The sequence below is a fragment of the Gemmatimonadaceae bacterium genome (genome assembly GCA_019637355.1).
GTDB lineage: Bacteria > Gemmatimonadota > Gemmatimonadetes > Gemmatimonadales > Gemmatimonadaceae > Pseudogemmatithrix.
In genome coordinates, this window is sequence record JAHBVT010000001.1 from 2,488,289 (window position 1) to 2,513,734 (window position 25,446).

Genomic DNA, 25,446 nt, shown 5'->3' on the forward strand with positions numbered 1-25,446 from the left:
TCGGGGGAGCACCGCCGCCTCCCCCGAACCCCACACGCAATGCCGTCGCTCCCCGCCCCCGACGTCTGGCTCGGAATCATCATCTTCCTGCTTCCCTGCGCCGCCGTCGTCGCGGCCATCGTCACGTGGATCGTCCAGGCGATCGGCAAGCACCCAGTCGGCTATGGCAAGCGGCTGTTCCCCGTGACCTGGGTGGCGGCCTTCGGCCTCGCGATGACGGGGATGGTATTCGGGCTTTCCGTGCAGGAGCCGGAGGGCCAGGTGAACGTCGTGGTCGTCCTGACGCTACTGCTGCTGACCGCCGCCGGCACCACCGCCGTGTCGTTGCTGCGCGGGCGTCCGAAGCTAGTCTGGCCTGCGGTGGTCGTGGCACAGGTGGTGACAGGCTACCTGCCGGTGTTGCTGGCGCGCCTAGGATGATGCGGCCCGCGGAACGCCAGTTGTACGGCTAGCTGTCGGTTCTAAGGACGTTGTTCACGCTGCATGAGGAAGTGGAGCAGCGGGGGGACGCGGCCCAGCGAGCGGTGCCGTTCGTCTGCGGGCGATAGGGCTTAGTGCACAGGTGGCGAATCCAGTGCGCGGCGAGCGCGGCCTGCACGGCGTGGCTCGTGTACGCCTTCGCGTTGTCGGTCATCACGCCGGTGACCGCGATGCCCAGCTGCGCAAACCAGCGGCGTGCCGCCGCGAGGAAGCGGGTGCACGCCGCCGCATCCTGCGTCGACAGCAGCGCCGCGTACGCGAGGCGCGTCGCATCGTCGACCGCGACGTGGAGATGGTCCTGCCCGTGTCCCCGCCGCCGCCCAACGTTCGAGCGGTTGCCGTGCGCGCGGTGTCCCGCGGCGGCGAAGCGATCGAGCGCCTTCGTGTCGACGTGCACGAGCTCGCCGGGCGTCTCGCGCTGGTAGCGCGGCCCGCCAGTCGCGCCGGGGCCCTTGAGCCGGCCCTGGCCCGCGCGCGTGAGGATGCGGCCGACCGTGGAAACCGCGAGCCCGAGCTGCTCCGCGATCTCGGGCCCCGTCAGGCGCTTGGCCCGCAGGCGGAGGACCCGCTCGACGAGGGCGGGCCGCGTGGCCGTCGGCGAGCGATGCGGCCGCGAGGAGCGGTAAGCTAGGGCCGCCCAGCCGCCGGCAACGAACCGGCGGAGCCACTTGTACGCCGTGCTCGCGCTGATGTGGAGGGCGGCGGCGACGGCGCGTACCGGCTCGCCGTCGAGGACCACCCGGCGGACGAGCTCGGCTCGCCCCCAAGCGGTCAATCGCGCATTGTTGTGGATGTTCACTGAGGCTTCTGGCTGAAGGTTGGGTGGCTCGCACCTCCAACTTCCTCAGTTATGCCTCAGTGAACAACCTCTTTAGAACCGACAGCTAGACGCAGAGTAGTGCTGGAGCGCGTATGTAAGCCAAGCTCTACTCGAACATTCTGGTGATCGTGAGGATGTTGCCAATCGGATCTCATCGATACTACCGTTTGCCTCGCAGGCGTCGCGACGCCCACTCGCAAAGTGCGCTTGCGAGGAACAGGAGCACGAACGCTAGTCGAACACCAGGCGACTCGAGGTCTGGGTACGGCGACTCCGCAAGTGGCGCGGCCGAACCGAGATTCCTCTCGAAGCTGGCCAGTGGCGCGTGGGTCCAAGCCGATCCGGCTCGTGCGAGTGTGATTCGCGGCGCGTAAGCCACCTGGCTGACCAGCGCCCCCCACCACTCCCGGTGTTCGACTTCGCTTCCGACTGGCCCCCCCATGCGCCAGCGCCACGTGTCCGAATAACCCAGTTGGATGACCCGTCCACCTCCGACGTGCCCTGCAACAACGGCCTCCTGACCATCGCGGAGCTCAATCGCATCCGCGCGGCTACCGGCCTTCAGAGTCGAGAACGCGAGTGCCCGGCGTGGCGCGACGGAGTCGCTGGACATTGGACGCGCGGGGACTGCGGGGCCGGAGACTTGCGCGACGCGCAATCTCGCGAATGAGGCCTGCCGCGCAGCGTCCGGGAGGAGAATCAGCCCACCCCCAGCGGCCACATACCGTTGGAGCTCTACTGCGAGGTCCGCCGCCGCGTCCGTGACAATCACGGCGGCGTAGCGGGCCGTGTCGAGTCGCAGCGCGCTTGGGGGCGTCGACTGCACGGCCTGCCGGACGGCCGCGCGCGGCGCGAGCGTGAGGCGCGCGTCGGTCGGCCAACCGAGCTCCTCAAGGGCCGCGAGGACGAACTTCCCCTCCCAGCTGGCGTTGCCAAGGACCAACACCGGGCGCAGCACCAACGAGTCCTCGACGAGGGCGCGCGGACGGCCGCCGTCGATGACCTGCAACTCGGCAAAGCCGGCAATGACGCTGAGTTCCACGCTGCCGCCGCGGGGGCCGAGTATGAGATCCGCGACGGTGCCGCCCGAGTCGACGAGCGCGGGCGGCGGGGCGTCCACGCCCGCGGCATCCTGCGGTAACCGCGCCACGGACACCCGAAGCGGCCGCCGTGGATCGGCGACCGGCTCCATACTGAGGGCGATCCTTGGCCATGGGCGTGTGGACTCCCACGTGAGTGACGTGCCCGCGCGGGCGATTGACGCAAGGCGGTCACGCTGGACGGCGTCGGGGAGCGAGTCCAGGCGCAAGTGCACGCGGGCGGGTGCCGCACGGCCACTGAGGCGCTCGATGCCTGACGCGAGCGACGTCGAGCTGAGCTGCGTCGGGCCGGGACGCCACACGCTCCAGAGCGACGCGGCGGCGAGCGTCGCGAGCAGCGTGAGCGCCGTGACGCTGAGGAGCCGTTCACCGCGTAAGCGCATATACCACCAGGTTCACGCCGAAGCGCGTCGGGTCGACCTGCATGAAGCGCTTGGTGTCGGGGTGAAAGTTCCACTCCGAGCTGTAGTCCTTGTTGCTGTACAGCAATCCGATGCGGTCACTGCCAGGTCGCATGATCGCCTGCAGGTGTTCGTGGACCAGTTGGTCGCCCCAACCGTTCAGCTCATGTGAGGTGTTCGGCGCGCCGTCCTTGAACGTGAAGAAGCAGCGGTAGAGTTCGTGCTCCTTCGGGACCGGTACCATCGCGCCGAAGCTGCGTCGGATCTCTTCGGTGGCCGTCTTGTGGAACACGCCGTCGACGTTGTGGTCGTGATCGTCAATGACAAGCAAGCCGCCGCGCTGGACGTAGCGGCGTACATGCTCGCGCTCGCGGTCGGTGAAGCGCAACGGCAGGTGACCGGTGAGCCACACGAGCGGGTACTCAAAGAGCTCAGTGGAACTCAGGGCCACGTTGCGACCGCTCGGCGCGACGTCGAGGGTGGTGTACTTGGCAACGGCGTCAATCACCGACGACGGCAGCAGCGGGGCGCTTTCCCAGTCTCCCGACTCGTAGATCGCGGTGGCGAAGACGAACGGAGCGTTCAGGGCCATAGCAGGCTCCACGGACGAAGGTCGGGGATCTCGGCTCGCACGCTGCCGGCGCGCCGACGGGCGTCGCGGAGCGCCACCGCCGCATCCTCGCCGCGCCGGAGCTGCTCGATCACAAGCCCGAGCGCCGAAGCCAGCGCAGGGTCCTCGCGCAGCGCGTCGATGCGCAGTTCGGACAGCGTGGCCACAGCGTCGTCGCGCCAGCCTTCCCGCAGCGTGAGGGCAACGCCAGCGAGTGCGAGGCGCAGCCGCTGGCGCCGAGCCAGGTGGGCTGCGGGCGCCCCCGGTTGGCGCGGCGTCGCCCGCGAGGAGTCGCTGCCGGTCATTCGCACGCGCTCGACGTTCACGATCACGGGTGGCAAGCTGCCGCGCAGGTAGTGTCGTCTCGCGTCGCGGAGCTGGCGCAGCGCTTCGTACGCGAGGCGCAACGGCGGCAGCGCCTCCGCGGTCTCGGCAATCTGCAGGGACCGCGTTCCCTCCCACATCGCATCGAGGACGATGAACCACAGCGAGTCCGGCTCCACTTGGCCGCCGTCGCTCACTTGGTCGACGATCACCTCGATGCGTCGGCGAATGCGGTCACTCACGTTGGCAAGCGTCTGCGCGGAGTCCACGTAGCGCTCGCGCGCCAAGGACGGGCGCGCGGAGTCGAGCCGCTCGACCGCGATGATGAGCATCCGCAGGGAGATCATCGCGGTGTCCGCAGAAGGCGGCGCCGCGCGCACGCTGATGGTATCGAACTCGCTGCGCCGCGCGATGCGAATCGTGCGGGTCTCCGACAGGCCCTTGCCAGGCCCGCTAAGGGTATTGCCGTCCAAGGCCACAGCCCGCAGCGACAGCTGCTCGCCCTCCTTGAGGCCGAGCAATCGGTACGGCACGGTCAGCCGGTGCCGTTGCTGCAGCACACCGTCGAGCGCCCGTGGCCCCAACACGCCGCCTCGCGAGGTGAAGTTACCCTCGCCGTCACCGGACGACACGATGTACTCGAACGCGATGCGCGTGAGGCCGACGTCATCGAGTGCCTCGGCGTCGAGGGTCAGCGTCGCGGGGATCTGCCGCAGCGTTGTGTCCTTGGCCGGCAGCCGGATCTGTACCTGCGGCGGCCGGTCCGCGCGCGGGTCGAGCACGAGGTCGCGCCGATATTCGCGGTCGTACAGCGTGAGCAGGGCTGCGGAGTCCGGCAGCGTCAGGTGTACGCGCCACGTGTCACCGACCTCACGCAGCGCGAGCGGTACGCCGCCGAGGGTCGCCGAGATGCCGTGGGTTCCACCGCGTCCGACCACGACCACGGCGCTACCTACAATTCCGGCGATCGCATCGGGGTCCTCGAAACGCTCCGACCGCCAGCCGGTGTATGCCGGCGGCGTGAGCTCGGCCCGCAGGCCGACGAGACGGTTGGGTTGCACGGCCACTGCGGCTGCAGATCGCGACGTGCTTCCCGGCAGTGCGTGCGGGTCGACCTCGGAGACGAGTGCGACGGCGCACGCGATGAGCATAGCCAGCAGCGCCTGCGGCACCTGATGTCCGGCCTGGGCGCGGAGCATCGGGTTCAGGTGCACGGCAGCGATGCGCGCGTCGAGCGACTCGAGTCGCCGATCAGCGGCGTAGCGCGGATCTAGCCTTGTCACGAGGGCATAGGCCAGGCGCTCATCGCGCTCCTCAATCCAGAGCGCCACGCGGGCGATCACCGCGTGATGCCGCCACCGCCACGCGAGCGCGAGAAGCGTCAGCGCGCCGACCAGCACCACCCCAGGCGTCTCCCGCAGCCAGTGCAGGCATCGGGCGAGCGGAATCAGTCCGGGGATGGCGGGCGCCTGCAAGAGTCCCCGCAGCGCGAGTTCGCACAGCGCGCGCACTGCGGCGCCAGCGGCGACCGCCCAGGCCGTCGCGGCGAGCGCCGCAAGGCCTACCAGATGCGCTCGCGCCCTGCGGACGAGCATCGCGGCCGCCGTCGCGGGAATCATGGCGACACTCCGCCCTCGGGTGGCCGGGCGCCGTCCCGCAGGCCGCGCGGGAGTCCGCCGGGTGTCGGCTCGGGGTCGTAGCGGCGCCACCGACGCTCGGCGAACAGCAGCGCCAGGGCGAGCAGCACGAGGAACGCATCCCACTGCGAGGCGCGCGGCTGCGCGCCGGGAATCAAAGCGGACGCGACGGCGCCGGCGGCCTGCACTCCGTCGCCGGAGCCGAAGCGCTCGGCGATGCTGTCGCGCACCAGCGTCCAGGGGAGCCCCCGGCAAGGACCGGAGAGTCGATTGCGCAGGTCGGTCATCGCGGGGCGATCGGCGATGTCTCCGCGAGCCGAGGCGGCGAAGCCCAGCACGCGCACGCAACCGCTGTCCGAGTCGAACTGCACCGCCGCGGGCTCGCCATCCAGCCAGGACACGATGCTCCGCCCCTCCGCGCCGCGGTACTGCCAGCGCCGCTCGAACGGAGCGACGGCAGCCCGCTGCCTGTCGATGAGCGCTCCCACCGTATCCGGTGGCTCGACGGTCACCCAACCCTCGCGCCACGGATCTTGGGCGGCGAGGGAATCGAGCCAGCGCAACTCGGCCATCGGTCCGGGCGCCGTCCCGGCCGACACGGCTGTGCGGACGAGACGGATGCGACCAGGCCAACCCGCTCGCAGCGCCGCGGTGCCGGCATCGAAGTCCTCGACGAAGAGCGGGGAGACGAGGACCAGCTCGATCGAGTCGGCGCGCGCGCGGAGGCGTGAGGCCTCGCGTCGCATCGCGACGAGCACGGCGCCGAGCCGCGCCTGCACGACCGGGCGTGCAGACGCGGGGGCGCGGAGCAACGAACCTAACTGTGCGCTCCGGCCCGGCGTGACGGCGTCGTCGACGAGCAACAACACATCGGCCCGCTGCGCCCACGCGGTGGCGCTATCCGCGAAGCCCGGTGTCAGCCGAGCCGTGGGCGACATATCGACCGCGACGATGGTCGCGATCGGTTGGCGTGACCACTCGGGACGCACCCGTGAGAGTCCGACGCCGGCCGCGAGTAGCGCGAGGATCCGCAACAACAGCAGCCAGAGATCGGCTGGACGCACACGGATGGCCGCCGCACGCTGGACTTGCGGCGGAATGAACCGTGACGTGGGCAGCCAGTCGCTGGGCGGCTTGTCGGTGACGATGAGGTGCAGCAGCACCGTGACGAACGCCGCGGCGCCGGCGGCCGCGAGCACCGCCGGAAACGCGACGGTCATGGTCGGCTACGGTTGGTGACCGCCGTGCCCCGAGGCGCAGCGGAAGCCGACGTCCCCCCGACCACCCGCCGGACATGTTCGGCGCTCGGCACGGCAGTCACCGCCTCTACATAGTAGGCGCCGAGCCGACGCCACGAACGCGCCAGTCGGTTGCGCCAGTCTGCGAAAACGGAGAGATACCGCTCGCGGGCCACCGGGGGCATTGAGCGCTCGTCCCCCCCGCCCTCAGGGTCGACCCACAGCGTCGCCCGGCTCGGCGGGTCCAACTCACGCGGATGCACGACGTGCACGGCAGTGAGCTCGCAGCCGGCCGAGGCGAGTTCACGCGCGACGCCAAGCATCGCGTCGAGGTCGCCCAGCATGTCGCTGACCACAACCAACCGCGTGATGATGGTTGCGCCCACGGAAGTGCGTCGGCTCGCGGTTCGCATCGCGGGGGCGAGGGGCGCGTCGCCGGTCGGTGTCACGCTCGCGAACAAGCGGGCCGCGTCATCCACGAGGCCGCGCCGCGTCCGCGGGGCCAGGAGGCGAGGACGTTCCGGACTCCCGGGAACGATGGTCACCCCGACGGGATCGCCGGCCCGCTGGGCGGCGGCCATGAGTGCCAGCGTCAATTGGCGCGTCGTGCGCCACTTGTCGAGCAGCGGGGCGGGAAAGGCCTGCGAGCCCGTGGCATCCACGATGATGCTCGTGGCCGCCACGGCGTGCTCGGGCGCCAGGCGGATGAACGGTCGATCGGTGCGGGCGAGAACCTTCCAGTCGAGTCGTCGCAGTTCGTCGCCCTGTCGGTACGCACGCAGCTCGACGACTTCGGACGCCGACCCGAGCGCCCGCGAGCGATGCGCGCCCGGGAAGCCGGCAGCGACGATCCGGCGAGCGGGCCAACGCAGGGTTCGCGTGGCGTCGAGCACTTTGGCGTCTTCCGCAAGGATCGTCGCGCTGCCGCTGCGTTGGGATGTGTCGGATCCGCTCACGCGCCGATCCCACTATGCGGCGGCGGCACGGCCTCCAGCACAGCATCGATGACGCGGTCCACCGTCACGCCTTCGGCCTCGGCCGCGAAGTTCGTGAGGATGCGGTGGCGCAGCACCGGGTGCACGACGCGTCGGATGTCCGATGGCATCACGGCGAGGCCGCCGCGTAGCAGGGCGAAGGCCTTGGCGCCGAGGACGAGCGCTTGGCCAGCGCGAGGGCCGGCGCCCCAGCGCACGAACTCGCGCACGATCGGCGGGGCGTCGTCTCCGTCCGGGCGCGTGGCGCGCACCAGGTCCGCCGCATAGCCCAGAATCGCATCCGCGGCGGGCAGGTCGCGCACAAAACCCTGCAGGGCGAGGGTGGTCGGACCGTCCATCACCGGATTCATAGCGTCCGCAATCGCGCTGGTCGTCGCGCGCAGGATGCCGATCTCGTCCTGACGCCCCGGATAATGCACGCGCACCTGGAACAAGAAGCGGTCGAGCTGCGCCTCGGGCAGCGGGTACGTCCCCTCTTGCTCGATCGGGTTCTGGGTGGCGAGGACGAAGAACGGCGCCGGGAGCGCCCGCGTCTCGCCGGCGGCGGTGACGGAGCGTTCCTGCATAGCCTCGAGGAGTGCCGCCTGGGTTCGCGGCGGCGCACGGTTAATCTCGTCGGCAAGCACGATGTTGGCGAACACGGGCCCCGGGACGAACCGGAACGCCCGATGCCGCGTGGCGCTGTCTTCCTCCATGACCTCTGTGCCAGTGATGTCGCTAGGCACGAGGTCGGGCGTGAACTGGATGCGACGGAACGCCAGGCGCATACCGTCGGCGACCGACCGCACCATCAACGTCTTGGCGAGGCCGGGCACGCCGACGAGCAGAGCGTGCCCTCCCGCAAGGATCGCGAGCAACACCTCCTCGACTGCCTCCTCCTGCCCGACGATCCGCTTGGCGACCTCGCGGCGAAGGGCGGCCACGCGCGCGAGCAGGTCGGCCAGCCAGACGGTGCTCATGGCTGGCTCCCGCTGCCGGGCGAAGGCTCGAGGACGAAGTGTGCGTACTGCGTGGTATCGAGGAAGCGGCGCGCCGACTGCCGGACGCTCTCCACCGTCATCCCCTGCGGCCGCGAGTCGTCGAGGAGCAGGTCGAACGACCAGCCGCGATCGCGGAGCTGCCCCAGTTGCGTCCACATCTCGTTCGTCAGCCGCGCCGTCTCGTTCTGGCGCAGGAACTGCGACCGCACCTTGGCGACCTCCTGCTCAGTCGGACCGACCGTGCGCAACGAGTCGATGACGGCGAAGGTCGCGGCCGTGAGCTCTTCGCGCCGCGCCGGGTCGGCGATGAACACGATCGTCGTGCCGTAGCTGTTGCCGCCCGGCAGGTACGACACGTTCGTCTGGACCTGCACGCCGTAGGACCCGGCGAGGTCCTCGCGGATCCGCTGGGTCAGTCGCAGCTTGAGTACCTCTGTCAGGGCCGTGACGTCAAACCACTCCTCGGATCCGCCGCCGATCGCTCCGTGGAATGCGATTGCGGTGTAGGTCTGCGGCTCCCGGCCGAGTTGCATAGTGCGACGCACAGTGCCGGGCGGAGGCGGGATCCGGACGTCCGGCGTGGTCTCGCGCGTGCCCGTCGAGGGCAGGCCACCGATGTACTGGAGCACGAGCGGCTTGATGTCCTCCACGGCGAATGCGCCGACGAACGTGAACGTGAAATCGCCGCCGTTGCTGAAGCGCTCGCGGAAGAAGGTGGGCACACGCGCGAAGCGCACGCGGTCAAGCAGGGCCGGCGACGGCGTCGGCGCCCGGTGGTGGTACTGGGCCATCACGGCCCGAATCGTGTCCTGGAACGCGAGGACGGGGCCGGCGGCGTGCTCGATCATCGCGCTGCGCAGCTTCTCGGCCGACGCAACCATCGCCGAGCTGTCCTCGCGCGCCTGCGTGAACATCAGATACAGCAGTTCCAGCGTCGTTGGCAGGTCGCGCCGCGACGAGCGGCCCAGCCATTCCTCATTGAGCTGCTGTACCGTCTGGCGCACATCGATGATCTTGCCGGCGATGCGCCGACCGAGTTGCCGGGCGTTGTAGCTGCCGAATCCCGACGCGCCTTGCAGTTCGTTGACGAGCGCGGCGGTGGCGAAATCGCTGTCGCTGGCCATCTGGATGCCCCCCGGGCTCGACGCACTGATCAACACCTCGTCGGCGCGATAGTCGGTCGGCTTCAAGAATACCCGCGCGCCGTTGGACAGCAGCCACTCCGTCACGCCGACGGACGCGTGCACCGTCGTCTCGACGATCGTGCCCGGGGCCGGCGCCGTGGACAGCAGCGGGGCGTTGAGGTCGGGCTCCACGTACGCGGCGACCGTGGCGGCACGCGCCTCGGCAAAGGCGGCGAGCAGTTGGGCTTCCGTGGGTCCGCTGCGCCCGGTCCCGCGCTGCGTGGCTGTCGTCATCACGACCCGCGGGCGCGCCTCCAGCCACCGCGCGGCCTCGCGTTGCAGGTCCTCGGCCGTGATGCTGGACATCAGCCGACGGGCCGTCACCACCGAAGCTTCTGTGTCGAGCAGCGGCGCGCCCGTCAGCGCCATACGCGTCAGCTTGTGCGCCGTGGTGCCGGCGAGGATGTTGTCGCGCTCGAGGTAGAGCTGTTCACCGCGGCGCATCTGGCTCGCCTTTTCGCGGGCGAGCTCTCCGGGAGTGAAGCCGTGCTGCGCGACCCGGGCCATCTCGCGCACCATCGCCCGCAGCGCCGCGACGAAGTCATTGTCACGGACCCGTGCCGAGAGGGTCGCCAGCTCGACCGGCTCGACGAGCGGCGAGAGCGAGTAGCCGGCGCCGAGGTACGGTGCACCGGGCTTGTCTGCGACCTCAGCGAGGCGGCTGTTCAGCATATTCTCGAACATCGCGGCGATGATGCGCGCCCGATATCCGCCGCTCGTGGCCACGCCCTCGGCGTTCGCGACCTTCACGGCCACGCTGACAATGCTCGCCGTTGCCTCCTCGTCAGCGGTGGTGCTGACCAAGGTGCCGTGCGTCAGCGGCACCGCGACGCGGGGTCGTGGGCGCGCGGCCGTCGGCCGCGCAAGGCGCGAGAAGTGGCGACGCAAGCGCGCTTCCATCGCGTCCACGTCGAAGTCACCGACCGCGACGACTGTCATCAGGTCGGCGCGATACCAGTCGCGGTAGAACCGGAGCAGTGCCTCGCGCGGCGCGTGTTCGATGTGCGCCGGCGTGCCGATCGGCAGGCGCTCCGCGTACTTGGAATCCCGCATGAGCGTGGGGAAGTGCGCGCGGAAGGTGCGGTCATCGGCGCCGAGGCGCCCGCGCCACTCCCCGAGCACGACGCCGCGTTCAGCTTCGACCTCGTCGGCCTCGAACGTGATGCCGTGCGCCCAGTCCTCAAGAATCTGTACCCCCGTCTCGAGCAGCGGCGCCGAGTCTGTGGGGATGGTCAGCATATACACCGTTTCGTCGAACGAGGTATACGCGTTGAGATGCGCCCCGAACTTCATGCCTACGAGCTCGAGGTAGTCGCGGAGTTCGTGCCTGCGGAAGTTGCGGGTGCCGTTGAACGCCATGTGTTCCACGAAGTGGGCGAGGCCCTGCTGATCCGCGTCCTCGTGCACGGAGCCGACGCGCACGACCAAACGCAGCTCCGCGCGATGCTCCGGCTTGCGCGCGTGCCGAATGAGATACTGCAGTCCGTTCGGGAGCGTCCCGCGCCGCACCGCAGGGTCCAGCGTGAGCGCTGTGTCGGGCACGGCCGCGCGGGTGGCCGGGACTTGGGCCGGCGCCACCGTCGAGGCGGCGGCGAGCAGGGCAGCGGTGGTTGCCGTCGCGAAGGCCGCGCGGAAGAGATGGCCAGCTGTCATGGAGGCTGTGGTGGCTTGAGGAAGGAGGGACCGGTGCGTCAGTTCACGAGGTCGAGCATCGCGCGCCAAAGCGCTTCTGTTGTGTGGTTCAGGGAGTCGGACAGGCGAATCAACCCATCGCCATCGATCAGCACGGCGGTCGGGTCCAAGCTGGAGAGCACGCCGTAGGCCTGCTCGTTCGGATTGAGTTCAGGGAACTGCCGACCGTCCGGCATCGGCTTGAAGACCGTCTCCGTGACGACCATCGCTGCCGGCAGCGCGAGTTCCTCGAGGTACTGCATCGCCAGCAACGGCGCTTCCGTGGCGTAGTCCATGGGCGCCGGACGACGCCGGAAGTACCGTTGGCTGCGCGTGACGATGACGAGGTCTATCCCGCGAGCGGCGTAGGTCGCGGCCAGGCGGCGGAACGTGTAGTAGCCGTCGTAGCACGAGAAGAGGCAGGTGTGCTCGACGAACAGCAGCAGCGTGGGGCGTCCGCGGAGCGGGCGTGTGCTGTCCGTTCCCGCTGGGAACCAGCGGCCGCCCTGCAGCGGCGTCGAGGTCTGCCCCACCACCCGCATACCGGCGAGGCCGCGCTCGATCGTCTCGTGGGCCTCCGACGAGTACTTGCCGACGCGGGCGGCCCCGCGCTCCAGCACGCCGAGCGCCTCCGTCACGCCGCCGGCCCCGAAGAGCGCCGCCCGCGACGCCAAGCGGTATAGCAGGGCTTGTTCCGCCGCGAGGTTATGGTCATCGGCTTCACCCAACTGGGTGGTCAGCGCGAGCCCAGCGCGCGTCGCTCGAGTGAGCCGGCCCTCGTCGAAATCCGTGAGGGCGTCCTGCGCGAGGGCGAGATAGGCGCGCAGGCGCGCAGGGATCGCCGCATCACCCAGACTGTCGAGACGCGCCATAAGCCGCCAGGCGTCCTGGCGCCGCGGCGTCGGCCGCATCGCGAGCAGCGTCGCGATTGCCCGCTCGAGCGCCTCCGGGGCCGCCGCCGTGCGCTCGAGGTAAATCTGGAGGGCGGAATCCGATCTGGCGGCGGTGCCGGCGAAGGCAGCGAGCAGCGCGAGGTCAGGCAGCGCGTCGGTGTCCGCCACCGCGAGCGTGTGCGCGCCTCCGCACATCGCCGCCACGCTGCGTAAGGTCGTGCTCACGACATTCCGCGTCCGCAAGTCCAACGAGTCGACCAGCGTCGTGCGTTCGGCGATCGCCTCGCGTCGCCGCGCCGCTTGCACGCACTCGTTCGGATAACGATAGAGCGCCAGCGCGGAGTCGCCCCGCGCTTGGGCGGGAGCCGTCACGGCAGCGCCGGCGAGTCCGGCGACGACCAGGAGGGTGGCCTGCATCGCGGCGAGCAGTGCCGCCAAGGTACGGACGACGTGCCGTCCCCAGCGCTGCGAGAGTGGAAGGTCAGACAGCATCGGCGAGCCCCGCAAAATTGAAGTCGCGCACCTTCAGTGCCGGCACGACGGTGGGGAAGTACCGGCTGAGCACTCGCTGCGGCGTCCCGATCTGCTCCACGTTGTTGAGCATGAAGATCGGGGACTCCAGGAAGCGGAAGTTGCGCGCGGGATGCGTGATGCGGCCGTTCTCGATCAGCCACAGCCCGTCGCGCGTGAAGCCCGTGCAGAGCACCGATGCCTGGTCGATCGTCTGGATGTTGCTGAACCGCGTGACGAGGAACCCGCGGCGGGTAGTGCGGATCATCTGCTCCACGGTCGAGGTTTCGCCAACGCCCTCGAGCCGGAAGCCTCCTTGGGCCAGCAACGGCTCGTTCCGATGCAGGTACTGCATGGCGTAGTGGCGCTGGTACGCCAGGTCCTTGAGGACCCCCTTGTCGATCCAGGTCGCCGCGTAATACGGATCGTCCGTCACCGCATACGGCAAGTGCGGCGCGACGGGGTCCATCGGATCCACGCGCAGCGTGAGGCGACGGTCCATCACCAGTTCGCCGAAGCGGGCGAAGCCGCGACGGTCGGCAGAGAAGGGCAACCCCCCGGACTCGGTGAACTGTCGGTCCATTGCCACCGAGCTGTAGAGCACGCGGACGAGATCCGCCACCGCCTGCGGCTCGAGGATCACCGTGTAGCGTCCCGGTTCCACGGCCCGCGGGTCGCGCGAACGTACGCACTTGTCCACGGCGCGGGCGCTGATCGCGTGCGGGTCGATGCGCTCGATGAACTGATTGTCGATTCCCGCCCACCCGGACGCCATGCCCTTCTGGTCGCGTGCGGTCATCGAGCAGATCGCTTCGGTGGTCGGGTAGTAGAGGTCGATGCCGCGGTTGTCGAAGCGCACGATGCCGTGCGCGCCCGTGATCAACTCACCCGCACATTGCAGCCCGGCGTCCTCCGCCGGGGCGATCATCGCGCGCGCAATATCTCCCCGGGCCTCCGCCGTCATTGCGAAGGTCGACGGGCTCCATAGTTCTGGCCGCAGGTGCGGTAGCAGCGTCGACGGCTCCGACGGCGGGTCTACCGGGCTCCGGCGGGACAGCGCCATCTGCGATTCCGCCTCCGCGACCGTCGCGCGGAGACCCGCCTCGTCGAATCGATTGCTCCACACCACGGCGCCCGCACCGTCGCGCGCGCGCGTGATCCAGTAGGAATCGCGACTCGCTTCTTCCGATGAATACGCGAAGTTGCGCGCCCAGCGCACCCGCCCCTCCCACTGCAGGCGGATGCCAAACGAGGTGAAGCCGCCGCCCTGCGCGGCGTTGAACACGAACTCGGCCAATTGACGACAACGCACGTGATCGAGGAAGTCGGGCGCCGCACCTTGTGGGCTCATTGGACCTTCCGGCGCATATCGACTACCGACAGGTTGTTGACGCGGATCGCCGGCGTCACCACCGACCGCGGATGCAACTGCTGCCAGTTCTTGCCATACTCGAAGGACGCCGTACGGACGGTGGAGGCGCCACCGAGGGCTGCGGTATTCTTCCAAAGCTCGGGCGTACGGTATACGTAACCGAACCCCGTGACGGCGTTGCCAAGGCGTCCGTTCCGGATCTCGAACACGCGCGTGCCTTGGCCCCAGCCACTCGCGCACTGGTGATCGTGCTCGCTGCGGCCTCCGCGCACGAGGTAGCCGCGCGTGACCCCGCGCACGAGCTCGTCGAGTGTCGTGTCCGTGGGCGACGGCGCGAGGGCGAAGTTGACGGGCTGCGGTCCGGTCACGTACAGCGCGTGCTGCGCGCCCGCGCAGCCGCTAGAGACCGGCGGACGCCGCGACAGCCACGACCCGCTCTCGCGCGTCGTAAGGAAGTTTCGCAGGACGCCCTCACGCACGACAGGGACGTCCACCGGCTCGACACCTTCGTCGTCCCATCGGACCGTGGCGGCGCCAAGTGGCTGCCGTCGCGATCCCGTGAGATTCACCAGTGCGCTGCCGACCTGGTATGTGTCCAGCATCGCGTCCGGGTCGTCGAGGAAGCTCGTCCCGTCGTTGTTGGCATCGTACCCCATCGCGCGAGCGAGATCGCAGGCGGCGCCAATGCCACCGTCGATGATGCCCGCGACGGCCGGCGCGTCAAGCACGACGTCGTAACGGCCGATATCGACGGGTTGCGTGAAGCGCGCGCGTTCGAGGTCTTCGAACATCGCGCGGAGCCGCTCCCGCGCGGGTGCGTCGCGCAAGTGTTCCCAGCCCGCACGGGCCAGTGCGCCAATGTCGAGCTCACCCGACGCCATCTGCTGTGTCCGCCAGTGGGGACCAAGCACAAGAGCGACTTGCGCACCGGTGCGAAACAGCGTCTGGGCACAACGCGCCCCGTCGGTGCTGACGAGGTAGCGCTCCTCTCGCTCGAGGACGAGCTTGGACTTCATTTCCGCCAGCGCCCGATTCTCGCGAAAGGCGAAGTCGTGGAGCGCAGCCACCCAATCGAGCGCGACGCCCGGATCCATCGCGATTGGATCGATGCGCACCGGCTGTCGCCACTCTCCGACGGCTGGCTGCGCGATTGGGGCGAGCGCCACTTGGCGCGGCTTCCCGCGTGCGCCCGCCCGCGCGGAGCCTGCCGCGGCGGCGGCAAGCCGCGCGGCGTTGTCGGGCGTCAAACGCGGGTGGGAAGCGAATCCCCAGTACCCGTCGATAAGCACGCGCACGCCGATGCCCACCGTCTCCGAGTCAAACCACGTGGTCGCCAGTGCGCGCTGCTGGAGCTCCAACGTACGGACCAAGCTGCGGGTCACGCGGGCGTCGGCGTAGGTCGCGCCGGCGCGCCGCGCCGCCTCGATGGCGACCGCGGCGAGGGCCAGCGGATCCTCGTCACGTCGGCCGCGGCGAGACGCCGGCCGCGCCGACTCCGGCAACGAAACGAGCGCTGATGGGTGCGCGGACGCGAGACCGGGCATCGTGGCCAGCAGTGCGGCCGTACCCGCCTTCACGAATAGGCGTCGAGTGGTCATAGAAGTGCTCTCCCGGGGCACCGCCGTCTCGGAGGCGCCCGCCAGGTAATCGATGGGGTGGTGGCGGCGAAGGCCGCCGCGTACTCCGTGGGCGGCGGCGATCCTAGCGCACCACGAACTCGCCGCTCTGGGCTGGCATAGTCACGGTCGTCCAGCGATACGTGCCGGGAGTCGAGAAGCGCCGCCGCTCCGCGCCGTACGGCGCGATCGCCAGGTTCCCCGCCAGTTCCCACTCGGAGGCCGCCTCGGCGGCGGTTGAGTCGCTCCACCGCACCTGGAGCGTGGAACTGGTGTAGTTGCTGATGCTCACGATCCCGCCCGCTCCGAGGTAGAACGGCGCCTCCGGCGACGCCAGGATCGTGTTGCTGATCGGGTCGGTGTAGAGGAAGACTGACATCTCCGTCGGATCCGTGAACTCGAACTCCACGGAGTCGACGAAAGTCTGGCCGTAGGCCGTCGTCGAACCGATGATCCAGGTCGTCCCGCGGCGTTGCGGGACGAATGCGGTCAGCGTCGGGAGCAGGAAGACGCCGCTCGCGCGATCGCGCACCTCGAGCCGCACGAACACGTCGAAAAGCTGGTTGCCCGCCGTGTCGAGCACCGTGGGCGAAAGGAACTTGAGCGAGCCGATGCCAAGGTGCGGGCTCTCCCACGGCGGCAGGGCCAGCGACAGGGACCCGACGGCGGCACGTGATGGCGTCACGGTCACCAACACCGAGTCGTACTTCGAAACGCCACCTGCGGTCGCGACGACTTCGACGACGACCGGCGACGCGGCCACACTCAGGGCCAGCAGCGTGCCGTCAGCCGCCACGGTGACCTTGCCGGAGTCCGCACTCGTGAACCGCAGTTCCGGGACACCGGCAAACACGGATCGGTCGATTGCCTCGGCGATCATCGTCACCGGCAGGGCATCCCCCACCGCCATTGTGGCGGCGCGCGGCGTCACGCGAATGCGTGCCAGTACCTGATCCGGACGGCTCGGCCCGACGCTTCCGATGGCATCGTCGGTGCACGCGGTCGAGAGCGCCAACAGGCTCGCCACCGCGACCGCCCGCGTCGCGCGAATCGCCCATCCGGGCAGGGCAGAAAGGAACGATAGGGTCATCTCAGGCTCCCAGGTTGAGGCAGGCCTTCACGGTCGGATGTCGCTGGGTCTCGCTCGTGGGCAGTTGCAGCACCACCTGGTCGCCGTAGTTCGCGTCGACGAGGATTGGCGAATAGCTCGTGTACAGGCCGGTCGGATACACCGTCGCCTGGTCCCGACCGTAGACGCGGAGCAACCGCCGCAGGTCGCCTTGGCGATGGCCGGTCGCGAAGAGCCAGAACGCGCGCTCGCTGTAGACCAGGTTAAGGCGGCCCGCCGCCGACCCAGGGTCAGCGAGCGGCGGCAGACCCGCCGTGCCGCCGCTGCCGGCCGGCGCCGGAGCCGGACACGTCATCGCGTCGGTGCAACTCGTACGGAGCGCATTCAGCGTCGTCAGCCAGGACGCGTCGCCGGCGCGCAACTGTGCCTCTGCCTCGGCGAGGCGCGCCTCGATGCCGGAAGCCAGGACCGTCGCGCTCGCGGCGCTGGTGTAGAGCGCCTGCGTCGGCACGAACCCTGCGGCCAGCGGCACGCGAGGATCGCCGATGCCGGAGAAGGGCTGTCCGTTCCCGCCTTCCCCGCTCGAGACGCTCACGGCGCCCGGAACGGAGCCCAAGACGTTCATCATCGACGGGATTGTCGCCGAGTGCTCGGTGGCGAACTGGAATGTCGTCGGGACGGCGGCCAACGTCGTCGCGATGTCATCGAAGCGACCGAGGTTCAGTAGTGCGCGGGCCTTGCCGACCCGGGCGGCAAGGGCGAAGCGCAACGAGTCGCCCGCAAGCGCGAGCGCGGAGTCGAACAGCACCAGCGCTCGCTCGTTGAGCTGCGCCGTCGTCAGGCCCGCGGAGAAGACCGGGTCGTCGTCGAGCGGTACCTCCGTGAGCGGTACTCCGGAGCAGAAGAGCTCGGCGAGGTGCAGCACGGTGTATGCCTCGAGCACCATAACGTGGGCTCGAAGCGGCGTCAGCGGCTCCCGACCGTAGCGGACGAGCGCCTGGCGTGCCAACATCGCGGCGACCCGCGCCGACTGGAGGTTCTCGTACACGGTCTTGCCCGGTTGCACCGCGTACGGTGAGGCCGGCACGTAGCGCCGCGCGTCGAGGTCGAGCCCCGAGAAGGTCCCGTACGGCTGGAACTCGTCGGCAAAGATGCCGCTCGCGACCACGTAGTTGTCCACCGGCAAGTAGCGATTGCCCGCGTGGAACGCCTGGGTGAAGTACGAGATGGCGCCGTCGTACATCGCAACGGCCCCCGCCTCGCTCTCCACACGGTCGCGCTCAAGGACCTCGTACGGCGGCTTGGCCCCCACAAGGTCATTTGGCGAGCACGCGGAGACGCCGAACAGGGCAAACAGCGGCACCCACCCCGCACAGATCCGGAATCGCATTTCAGTACTCCAGCGTGACGCGGAAGAGGAACTCCCGCGGTTGAGGGATTGCCGTGGTGTAGTCCGAGATGGCGTCGCCGCCGAGCGCCAGCGCGCCGTTGACCTCCGGGTCAAAACCGCCGTAGCGGGTCCAGAGCGCGAGGTTCCGGCCCATAACAGCCACCGTCGCGCCCCGCGCGCGCGCCAGCTGCGCGAGCCGTGGCGACAGCGTGTAGGCGAGGGAGACCTCACTGAGCCGGAGCCAGGCCGTCGACTCGACGATTGACCCGGCCGTGAGCCCGGCCAGCTCCAACGCCTGCAACGGCAGAGGCGCGCGCGGGTCGTTCAACCCGAATGCCGCCGGCGACACCGACCGGCTGTTCGCCATACCGTTCGTCTGCTCGAGACGCACCGTGAACGTCATCCGGCCGTCGAGAAGCCGCAACGCGCTCAGGTAGGAGATCTCGCTACGCGGGAACGGTGCCCCCATATACACCGAGGAGTCCCCGAGCACGAGTTCGTCCGGCACGAGGATGCCGTCGCCGTTCAGGTCGTTGTAGCCCAGTAGGGGCCGACGCCAGATGCCAAACAGCGGGTACCCCTCCACGACCCGGGCATCCTCGCGACCGTACGACGTGATCGACTCACCGATGGCGAGAACGCGATTGCGCACCATACCGCCCAGCACCGTCACCTCCCAGCCGATCGACCGCCGGTCCAGCAGCTTCGCCGATACGCTCAGTTCGGCGCCGCGATTCTCCACCAACCCGATGTTCTCGAAGCGCTGGAGATCCAGCACGGTCGTCGTGCCACTGTATGAGCCGCCGGCGGAGGCGGGGACCGCGAACGCGTGCAGGGCGTCACGCGTGCGCTTCACGTAGAGCGTACCGTCGAGGGTCACGCGGTCGCCGAGGAAGCCTAGGTCGATGCCGCCTTCCACCTGCGTGGAGCGCTCCGGACGAAGATCGTAGTTGCCGGCGTACCGCATCCGCAGGCCGCTGGTCGCGCGACCGTCGCGCACGCTCACGAACGGCGCGAACAGCCGATCTACGTGCGTCAGGTTTGGCTGCTGCCCCGAATGCCCCCACGCGAGGCGCAATCGCGCGGTGCTGATGCCAAGCGTGCGAGGAAACGTCTCGTGGTCGGACACCAGCCACGAGGCCTCGACCTTCGGGTACAACGGCGCCTGAGCGTCGCGGCCGAAGGCGCTGCCGGCGTCCTGCCGCAGCGCTGCCGTGAGGAACAACTTCTCGTCCACGTTCAACCGCTGCTCCAGGAACCACCCCGCCGTGGCAGACTCCTCGCGCACTTCCTCCGTCGCCTGCGCGGCGGCCCCGTTCACGGAGCCGCTCCCGAAGGCCAGCCCGTCACCCACCGCGCGCAGTCCGCCCGTCCGGCTGTCCACATACTGCCCGCCAACTGTCGTGATGCCTGTGAGCCACTTCGCCCACGGGCGCGTCACGCTCGCCGACACGTCGCCGGTCCGCACGTTCGTGTTGCCGCGGTAGGTGGAGAAGAAGCCCTGTGTCGGACAGCCATATGTCGAACACTCGTTCGGCAACCGATGCCGTGCATCCTCGCGTTGCTCGAGGTCCATACCGACGTTCGCCCGCAGGCTGAGCCAGCCCAGCGCCTGCCAGCTCAGGTTGGCCGTGAGCAACGACCGTTGGCGACTGGTCGTGGTTCGCTCGGCGAACGCGTCGCCAGGCCTGAAGGTCAGTGTGTCAAGCGGGCGAGTGCCGTCTCCAGCCTGAAGGCCGCTGCCGGCGTCGCGCTGGGAGTTGCCCACCAGGTTCGCCGACAGGCCGAGGGCCATCGTGGGCATCGGCACGAGCGTCAGACGCCCCATCGCCGTCCAGCCTCCCATCACGTTCGGCCGCTCCTGCCACGACGGGATCTCTCCCTTGAGCTGCAGCAACCGCCGCCGTTCCACGGTGCTGAGCCGCGTGGTGCCGGTCTGGTCGTTCCACCCGCCCATCACGTAGTAACGCGCCGTCTCGCGACCGCCGCTCGCCGAGAGCGTGGTCCGTGTCGAGTAGCCGGTCTGGCTCGTCGACGTCAGCGGATCGTTGCCCGGGCTGAACTGCGTCACGCTGTCCTGCATGCAGATGCCGTTCGCGAAATCCCGGAGCGCGCAGCCCACGGAGGCTGGACCGAGGTCATTGTGGCCCCACCCGTAGCTGTACACGGGAAACTGCCGCGGGACCGTCGAAATGCCGTAGTCCGTCAGCGAGGTGATGCGCATAGCGCCCGGCGCGCCCCGCTTCGTCCGGATGACGATCACGCCGTTCGCGGCATCAGTGCCGTACAGGCTCGCCGCCGACGGCCCGCGGAGGACTTGGACCGACTCAATGGTCTGCGGGTCGAGGTAGTCCAGCGGGGACGGTACGGGGAGATAACTCGGCGTCATCGGCACCTGCTCGCCCGGCGCGGCGCCCGGCGCCGCACTCATCGTGCGCGCCTGGTTCTGTGCGCCGAGGCCCGACGTCGTCGCCGCATTCATCCGCACGCCGTCGACGATCACGATCGGATCGTTGTTCAGCGTCGCGCTGTTCAGGCCCCGGATGCGGATGCGCGACGGCGCGCCGACCGCGCCGCCTGAGCGAATGACCTGCACGCCCGCCGCGCGGCCATCCAAGAGGTCGCTGACACCGAAGACCGGCATAGACCGCACCACGGAGTCGGCGCGAATCGTGGCCACTGAGTTCCCCAACTCGTACTGGCGCCGTTCGCCGGTCGCGGTGGTCACCATACCGTCGAGCCGACGCACCATCTGGCGCATAGCGATGTCGAGAACGACGCCCAGGCGCTGATCGGGGACCGTGACCCGCTGAGAGTGCAGGGCATAGCCGAGGCGCCGGACGCGCACTTCCTGTTCCCCGCTCGGCACATTGACGATCACGAACTGCCCGCTGTCGTCGGTCACGGCCGTCAACGAGGTCCCGACCACGAGCACGTGGGCGTCGCGCACAGGCAACTGCGTCTCCTCGTCCTTGACGCGTCCGCCGAGCCAGCCGATGCGCTGCGTCTGGTCGCGTGCGACCAGCGCCAACTGGTTGCGCGTCCCGACAAGCACGTCCAACTGCGTGTCGTGCAGCAACTGCGTGAGAAGATCGCCGAGCGGCTCGTCGTACACGCGCAAGTCGACGCGCCGGCCTGCCGGAAGCGCCTCAGCGCTGTAGAAGAACCTCACGCCGGCGGCGCGGCCGACAGCCTCCAATGCCTCGCGCAGCGGCACCTCGCCGAGCGACAGCGAAAGGCGCTGCCGCAACGCCGCAACCGCCGTCGCGGCAACTTCAGTGCGCACGCCCGTGCTCTCCATGAGGAAGCGCGGTCCGCCACCATCCGCACTGTTGACTGCGGCGACCTGCGCCCTCAGCGGCGCCGCCGCAGTGGCGGCGACGAGAAGGACTGCGAGCAATGTCACGGCCGACCGAACGAGCATGGGCGAATCCTGGACAGGGGGGACTGGACTGCGGTGGTGACGAAGGACGAAGCGCTTCCGCGCGGGGTGGAAGGGCCGCGAGTGACCTAGCGTTGCAGGAGCGTGACGTGACGTCCGTCCCGTTCGTATGTCAGCCCCACAGGGGCGGTGAGGAACTGCAGGACGTCAGACAGCGGCTCCGACGTGAACTCGCCGGTCAGCCGCAGGGCGCCCAGGCGCGGGTCCGCCAACTGCAGCTCGATGTCATACCAGCGCGCAATCGTCTCAATGGCCTCGCGCAACGGGACGTCACGCAGCAGGAGGCGCCCCTCCGCGAACGCGAGATAGTCCGAGACCACCACCGGCTGCCGCCCGAGCGCACCCGTCGCGTTGACGCGCCCGAGCTCTCCCGGCCGCAAAGTCACGCTGTCGACCGCATCCAGTGCGGCACGGAGCGACACCAACCCTTCCGCGACCACCACCACGGTCGTGGAGTCGCCAGGGAACGCCCGCACGGTGAATCGCGTGCCAAGGTCGCGCGCCAGTCCCGTTGCGGTATGTACCGTGAACGGACGCGCCTCGTCGTGCCGCACGTCAAAGAGTGCTTCGCCGTCAAGCCGAACGGTGCGAGCGCCGTCGGTGAAGTCGCTGTCGAGCTGCAGGACACTGCCCGGTGCCAGTGTCACGCGCGAGCCGTCCGCGAGCGTGATGTGCGCGCGCTTGCCGCGCGGCGCCGTATAGGTCACCTGAGCGGCGACATCTGTCGGTGCGCCGGACGAAGGTTCGCCGGCTTCGCGCCACGGACCATCCACCATCACAGCGACCGCCGCCGCAGCGGCAAGTCCCACCCAGCGCCAGGCCGTCGGCCGACCCTTGCCTGCCTCCGCGCGGTTGCGCCAAGCGAGGCGCCGGACGCGGTGGGCAGAGCCGTCGCGCGGCACGGGCAGGCCAGCTCGCGCGGCGACGACCTGCCATCGGTCGTCGCCGCTCGCCCTTGCCTCCGACTCGGTCGCCGGAGCGCCGGACGCCCGCCACGCCCTGATCATGGTCTCGGCCCAGCGTGCCCGCTCCGGAGACGCCGCGAGCGAACGCTTGAAGGCCTCAGCCTCGTCGGGCGTCAACTCGCCCCCGAGGTATCGTGTCAACAGTTGCCAGTCTTGGTCGGAAATCACGGTTTGCCCAGGTGGGGTGTACCTGTGTGACGGCGCACCACGGCACATCCCCTACGCGGGTCCTGCGACGGCTAGCCGACGGCCCAGCCCGCCGTCACCAAGGCCTCGCGGATTGCGCGCAAAGCGTGCGTCATCTGCGCCTCGATCGTCTTGGTCGAGATATCGAGCGCCGCCGCAATCTCGGCATAGCTCATGTGCCGATCTCGGCTCATCTCATAGATGGCGCGCCGCCGCGACGGGAGCGCCTCGACCGTGCGCCGCACCACCCGGGTGAACTCCTCCACCTCGAACGACTCGCTTGGCTGCTGCACGGCGTCCCTTTCGGTCTCCGCCAATCGACGGGCCTCGTCCGCCGCCCAGTCGTCGCGTACCTTCTGGTGTGCCGCCAGCGAGAGTGCGCGGTTCCGGGTGGCGGCATAGAGATAGGCCTGCAGCGTCGAGTGCAGCGCGAGCGCCTCCCGCTTCGTCCACAGCGCGACGAACACGTCCTGTACCAGCTCCTCCGCCAATGCCGCCGATCCGGCGAGCGACGTCGCGAAGCGCTGGAGCGGTAGCGAGTATGTACGGAACACAGCCTCGAAGGCGGAAGCGTCCCCGTCACGAAGCGCCGCGACCCACCGCGCGTCGCGTGTGCGTCGCGCCTCGCGGGCGCGTTCCTGCTCCGACAGCCAGTCTGGTGAGCTCAACCGTATCGTCTGTACGCGATCGTGGGGGCTTGACGGGACTTTGGAATGGTATGGAAATCTTCAAGGCGGAGTGCATTGTGCGGGCTCCACCCTCAAATACGACGGCTGACGGGTTCGAACCCCCTACGCTTGCCGAGAGCGCACGAACCAAGGAGGTCGAATCACGTCAGACGGCGCGGCTGCGAGGCGGCAAGATGTTCACCCGATTTAATGGACACCGCAACGGCCTAGACGGAAGTTCCGAGCAGGAGGTGGTCCAGGAAGAAGACAGGACCCCGGGCGTACAGCCAGGAGTTCCGCGCCGAGCCGGCGGCAGCGATGTGGGCGGGGTAGCCGTCTCGGATTCGGCGACCGCAGGAATCGTGTCGCCATTCGGGCCGCCGTTTCGCAATCATTCAGTATGCCCCTCTCGCCGCAGAACCCCGCCCCGCTGGATCCCGCCGACTGGGACGAGTACCGCCGCCTCGCGCACCGGATGCTCGATGAGTCGCTGGACTACCTCCGCGACGTGCGCGAGCGCCCGACCTGGACGCCCACGCCGGCCGCAGTGAAGTCCGCGATCCACGACGAGCCGCTGCCGCGGCAGGGGCGCGGTGACGCGGCGGCCTACGACGACTTCCTGCGCCTCGTGCGCCCCTACCCCAACGGCAACATCCACCCGCGCTTCTGGGGTTGGGTGATGGGCACCGGCACGCCGCAGTCGGCGATGGCCGACTTCCTCTCGTCGGTGGTGAACCCGCAGATGGGCGGGCTCGACCACGCGCCGGTGTACGTGGAGCAGAAGGTGGTGAAGTGGTTCGCCGAGCTGATGGGCTTCCCCAAGACGTCGGGCGGCATCCTCATCAGCGGCGGCACGATGGCCAACGTGCTCGGCCTCGCGGTGGCGCGGCGTGCGCGCGCCGGCTGGGACATCCGCAAGCTCGGCGTCGCCGGCGGCCCGCCGCTGCGCGTGTACGCCAGCGGCGAGGTGCACAGTTGGCTGGCCAAGGCCTGCGAGTTCCTCGGGATGGGCAACGAGGCCTTCCGCCGCGTGCCGGCGCGTGGGGATTTCACCGTGGACGTAGAAGCGATGGCGCGGCTGATCGCCGAGGACCGTGCCGCGGGCCACGCGCCCGTGTGCATTATCGCGACCGTGGGCACGGTGCAGACCGGCGCCAGCGACGACCTCGTGGCGCTCGCCGACCTCGCGCAGCGCGAGAAGCTCTGGCTGCACGTGGACGGCGCCTTCGGCGCGATGGCCGCGCTGGCCGATGCACCCGAGGCCAAGGCCGCGGTGCGCGGACTCGAGCGCGTCGACTCGGTGGCCTTCGACCTGCATAAGTGGGGCTATATGCCCTTCGACGTGGCGATGCTGCTCACGCGCGAGGACACCGACCTCACGGCGACGTTCCAGAACCAGGCGCCGTACCTGACGGCGATGCCCGGCGGACTCAGCGCCAGCGGCGGCATCTACTTCAACGACCGCGGTATCGAGCTCACGCGCAGCTTCCGCGCGCTCAAGGTCTGGATGACGCTGCGCGCACAGGGCAGCGACCTGCTCGGCCAGCACATCGGCCGCAACGTGGCGCAGGCGCAATACCTCGCGGGCCTCGTCGCCAAGGAAGCGGAACTCGAGCTCCTGGCACCGGTGCCACTGAACATCGTGAACTTCCGCTTCCGCGCGCCGGGGCTCGACACCGACGCACTCAACGCGCTCAACCGACAGATCCTCGTGCGGCTGCAGGAGGATGGCATCGCGGTGCCCAGCGGCACGGTGATCCACGGGCAGTACTCGATCCGCGTGGCGATCACCAACCACCGTTCACGCGACGAGGACTTTGACCTGCTGGTGCGGGAGACGCTGCGGCTCGGGCGCGAGCTGGCGAGGCCCTAGCTCCCAAGCTCGCGCTGGCCAG

18 protein-coding genes are annotated in these 25,446 nt (G+C 69.4%); 2 read left to right on the forward strand and 16 right to left on the reverse strand.

Annotated features, from left to right (window positions below; genetic code table 11):
* Nucleotides 1-39 precede the first annotated feature (39 nt).
* Nucleotides 40-420: a hypothetical protein gene (locus tag KF689_11425; protein MBX3133978.1), complete on the forward strand. Its 381-nt coding sequence runs from the start codon at nt 40-42 to the stop codon at nt 418-420.
* 28 nt (nt 421-448) lie between these two features.
* Here the strand turns inward: KF689_11425 and KF689_11430 are convergent, their stop codons facing one another.
* The 16 genes from KF689_11430 to KF689_11505 all read right to left on the reverse strand — a co-directional run bounded on the left by KF689_11430 (nt 449) and on the right by KF689_11505 (nt 23,551).
* Nucleotides 449-1,279, reverse strand: a complete 831-nt coding sequence (locus KF689_11430) for a DDE-type integrase/transposase/recombinase (protein ID MBX3133979.1) — start codon at nt 1,277-1,279, stop codon at nt 449-451.
* A 181-nt stretch (nt 1,280-1,460) separates the two neighbouring features.
* Nucleotides 1,461-2,783: a hypothetical protein gene (locus KF689_11435; protein ID MBX3133980.1), complete on the reverse strand. Its 1,323-nt coding sequence runs from the start codon at nt 2,781-2,783 to the stop codon at nt 1,461-1,463.
* Nucleotides 2,767-3,393: a DUF4159 domain-containing protein gene (locus KF689_11440; GenBank protein MBX3133981.1), complete on the reverse strand. Its 627-nt coding sequence runs from the start codon at nt 3,391-3,393 to the stop codon at nt 2,767-2,769. The genes KF689_11435 and KF689_11440 overlap by 17 nt, the downstream gene beginning before the upstream one ends.
* Complete coding sequence (locus tag KF689_11445) at nt 3,384-5,354, reverse strand: hypothetical protein (GenBank protein ID MBX3133982.1); 1,971 nt, start codon at nt 5,352-5,354, stop codon at nt 3,384-3,386. Before KF689_11445 ends, KF689_11440 begins: the two co-directional genes overlap by 10 nt.
* Nucleotides 5,351-6,592: a hypothetical protein gene (locus KF689_11450; GenBank protein ID MBX3133983.1), complete on the reverse strand. Its 1,242-nt coding sequence runs from the start codon at nt 6,590-6,592 to the stop codon at nt 5,351-5,353. Before KF689_11450 ends, KF689_11445 begins: the two co-directional genes overlap by 4 nt.
* Entirely contained in the window at nt 6,589-7,566 is a 978-nt protein-coding gene (locus KF689_11455) for a DUF58 domain-containing protein (GenBank protein ID MBX3133984.1), read from the reverse strand. Before KF689_11455 ends, KF689_11450 begins: the two co-directional genes overlap by 4 nt.
* Nucleotides 7,563-8,564, reverse strand: a complete 1,002-nt coding sequence (locus KF689_11460; GenBank protein ID MBX3133985.1) for a MoxR family ATPase — start codon at nt 8,562-8,564, stop codon at nt 7,563-7,565. Before KF689_11460 ends, KF689_11455 begins: the two co-directional genes overlap by 4 nt.
* Nucleotides 8,561-11,422 (reverse strand): insulinase family protein, encoded by a 2,862-nt coding sequence (locus tag KF689_11465; GenBank protein MBX3133986.1) that lies wholly within the window; start codon nt 11,420-11,422, stop codon nt 8,561-8,563. The genes KF689_11460 and KF689_11465 overlap by 4 nt, the downstream gene beginning before the upstream one ends.
* 38 nt (nt 11,423-11,460) lie before the next feature.
* On the reverse strand, nt 11,461-12,825 hold the full coding sequence (locus KF689_11470) for a hypothetical protein (protein ID MBX3133987.1): 1,365 nt from the start codon (nt 12,823-12,825) through the stop codon (nt 11,461-11,463).
* Nucleotides 12,815-14,194: a hypothetical protein gene (locus KF689_11475; protein MBX3133988.1), complete on the reverse strand. Its 1,380-nt coding sequence runs from the start codon at nt 14,192-14,194 to the stop codon at nt 12,815-12,817. Before KF689_11475 ends, KF689_11470 begins: the two co-directional genes overlap by 11 nt.
* Nucleotides 14,191-15,813 carry a TldD/PmbA family protein gene (locus tag KF689_11480; GenBank protein ID MBX3133989.1) on the reverse strand — a complete coding sequence of 541 codons (1,623 nt, stop codon included), beginning with the start codon at nt 15,811-15,813 and terminating at the stop codon, nt 14,191-14,193. The genes KF689_11475 and KF689_11480 overlap by 4 nt, the downstream gene beginning before the upstream one ends.
* Before the next feature lie 103 nt (nt 15,814-15,916).
* Nucleotides 15,917-16,921, reverse strand: a complete 1,005-nt coding sequence (locus tag KF689_11485; GenBank protein MBX3133990.1) for a hypothetical protein — start codon at nt 16,919-16,921, stop codon at nt 15,917-15,919.
* Between the two features lies 1 nt (nt 16,922).
* Complete coding sequence (locus tag KF689_11490; protein MBX3133991.1) at nt 16,923-18,290, reverse strand: hypothetical protein; 1,368 nt, start codon at nt 18,288-18,290, stop codon at nt 16,923-16,925.
* A 1-nt stretch (nt 18,291) separates the two neighbouring features.
* The gene (locus KF689_11495; protein ID MBX3133992.1) at nt 18,292-21,714 is read right to left on the reverse strand and encodes a TonB-dependent receptor; all 3,423 of its coding nucleotides are present in this window, start codon (nt 21,712-21,714) and stop codon (nt 18,292-18,294) included.
* Nucleotides 21,715-21,800: 86 nt separating this feature from the next.
* A complete protein-coding gene (locus tag KF689_11500; protein MBX3133993.1) occupies nt 21,801-22,838 on the reverse strand; it encodes a FecR domain-containing protein in 1,038 nt (345 codons plus the stop codon).
* A gap of 98 nt (nt 22,839-22,936) precedes the next feature.
* Complete coding sequence (locus KF689_11505) at nt 22,937-23,551, reverse strand: RNA polymerase sigma-70 factor (protein ID MBX3133994.1); 615 nt, start codon at nt 23,549-23,551, stop codon at nt 22,937-22,939.
* 400 nt (nt 23,552-23,951) lie between these two features.
* Here KF689_11505 and KF689_11510 point away from each other — a divergent pair, with 400 nt between their 5' ends.
* Complete coding sequence (locus tag KF689_11510; GenBank protein MBX3133995.1) at nt 23,952-25,424, forward strand: hypothetical protein; 1,473 nt, start codon at nt 23,952-23,954, stop codon at nt 25,422-25,424.
* Nucleotides 25,425-25,446: the final 22 nt, after the last annotated feature.